Raw genomic sequence first — 2,004 nt, 5'->3', positions numbered from 1 at the left:
GAAAAGAGGAACAGCAATGACAGAAGAAAAAAAAGTAACTAGGAAAAACAGCACACCAATCAAGGTGTACTGCTTACCCGATGAAAAGGAATTAATTGAGGCACAGGCTGCGCGAGCTGGTATGAGTGCAGCAAGATACCTTCGAGAAGTCGGGCAGGGTTATCACATTCAAGGTGTGGTTGATTACGATCAAGTGCATGAGCTAGCGAAAATTAACGGCGATTTCGGCCGCTTAGGTGGTTTGCTAAAACTTTGGCTTACAAACGATGTCAGGACCGCTCAGTTTGGCGAATCAACGATTAGAGCTGTTCTTAGCAAGATAGAAGCTACACAAGAAGAAATGGGCGCCGTGATGACAAAAATAGTTATGCCGCGATCAGAACAGTGATTTTAGCGGCTAAAAATTTCAGGGGTCTATTTTGATAATTAAACACGTTCCGATGCGCTCTGCTAAAAAATCTGACTTTTCTGGTTTGGTGAAATATATCACCGATGAGCAAAGTAAGACTGAAAGGCTTGGTCTAGTCAATGTGACAAATTGCCATGCTAATACAATGCAGGCGGTTATTGGTGAGGTGCTTGCAACTCAGCATACCAACACCCGCGCAACGGGCGATAAAACTTATCATCTAATCGTCAGTTTTCGTCCTGGCGAGAAGCCTGATAGTGATGTTCTAAAAGCCATTGAGGAAAGGGTATGTGCTGGGTTGGGTTTCTCTGAACACCAAAGAGTAAGTGCTGTACACCATGATACCGACAATGTGCATATTCATATAGCTATAAACAAAATTCATCCTACCAACAAAACAATGCACGAACCCTTTCAGGCTTACCGCAAGTTTGGAAGCCTCAGTGATATTTTAGAGAATGAATATGGGCTTGAAAAAGACAATCACCAAGGTTTTAAAACCGTATCAGAAGGTAGAGCCTCTGATATGGAAAAGCACGCTGGTATAGAAAGCCTAGTTAGTTGGGTTAAGCGTGAGTGCTTAGAAGAAATTAGGGCCGCTGAAAACTGGCAGCAACTTCACCAGGTGTTAAGTGAAAACAGCTTAGAAATTCGCAAGCAAGGTAACGGCTTTGTTGTTGAATCTGCTGATGGAACTCAAGTGAAGGCAAGCACTTTAGCTAGGGATTTATCAAAGCAGAAGTTGGAAAAGAAATTAGGTGAATTTGAACAAATAATCAATCCCGTTCCTCCCCAAGATAAACGCCGCCGATATGAAAAACGACCTACGAAATTCAAAGTAAACACGACTGAGTTATATGCGAAGTATCAAGAAGAACAAAAACAACTAACCGCGGCAAGAAAGATTGAATGGATTAACGCCAAGGGAAGAAAAGATAGTCGCATCGAGGCTGCTAAGAGAAAAAACAGACTCCGTAGAGCTGCGATAAAGCTAATGGGTGAAAGTCGTCTAAATAAGAAAATACTTTATTCCCAGGCGCATAAAGCACTTAAAGCTGACATACAGGCTATCAATAAGGCCAATAAATTAGAGCGCCAAGCGTTGTATGAAAAGTATAAACGTCGAGCGTGGGCTGACTGGCTTAAACAAGAATCTTTGAAAGGTAATAAGACTGCTTTAGAAGCTCTGAGAGCGCGTGACAAGGCTAAGGCACTTAAAGGCGATGTGATTAGCGGGAAGCAGAAAAAAAGCTCCCCTGTCAACTTAGAGGGCCTTAACAAACCTAATGTTGCCCCAATCGGGAAAAAGCCTCCTGCATTTGCTAAAAATCGTCTCCGTTCAATGTCTTCACTTGGAGCTGTTCACTTTGAACACAAGCCAGGTTACGCCCCTGTTATGGATAACATTACCAAGAAAGGCACGATTATCTATAGAGCAGGTAAAAGTGCTATTCGTGACGATGGGGAGAAACTTCAAATCTCAAGAGAAGCTACAAATGAAGCGCTCAAAAATGCTTTGTTGTTAGCTAAAGAACGTTATGGCAGTCGAATTACTGTTAATGGGTCAGCTCAGTTTAAAGCCCAGGTGATTTTTA

The 2,004-nt window shown here is 42.3% G+C and carries 2 protein-coding genes; both read left to right on the top strand.

Features of this window, described 5'->3' with window-relative positions; all coding sequences use genetic code 11:
* Nucleotides 1-388: conjugal transfer transcriptional regulator TraJ (traJ, locus tag KO511_RS10465; RefSeq protein ID WP_436840220.1), on the top strand; the 388-nt coding region annotated here is incomplete at its 5' end.
* A 31-nt stretch (nucleotides 389-419) separates the two neighbouring features.
* On the top strand, nucleotides 420-2,004 hold a 1,585-nt coding region (traI, locus tag KO511_RS10460; protein WP_215987381.1), incomplete at its 3' end, for a TraI/MobA(P) family conjugative relaxase.

The organism is Vibrio hepatarius (assembly GCF_018860525.1).
Classification (GTDB): Bacteria; Pseudomonadota; Gammaproteobacteria; order Enterobacterales; family Vibrionaceae; genus Vibrio; species Vibrio hepatarius_B.
Note: the sequence above shows the minus strand (reverse complement) of the source record. Positions and strands in the feature narration are given on the sequence as shown.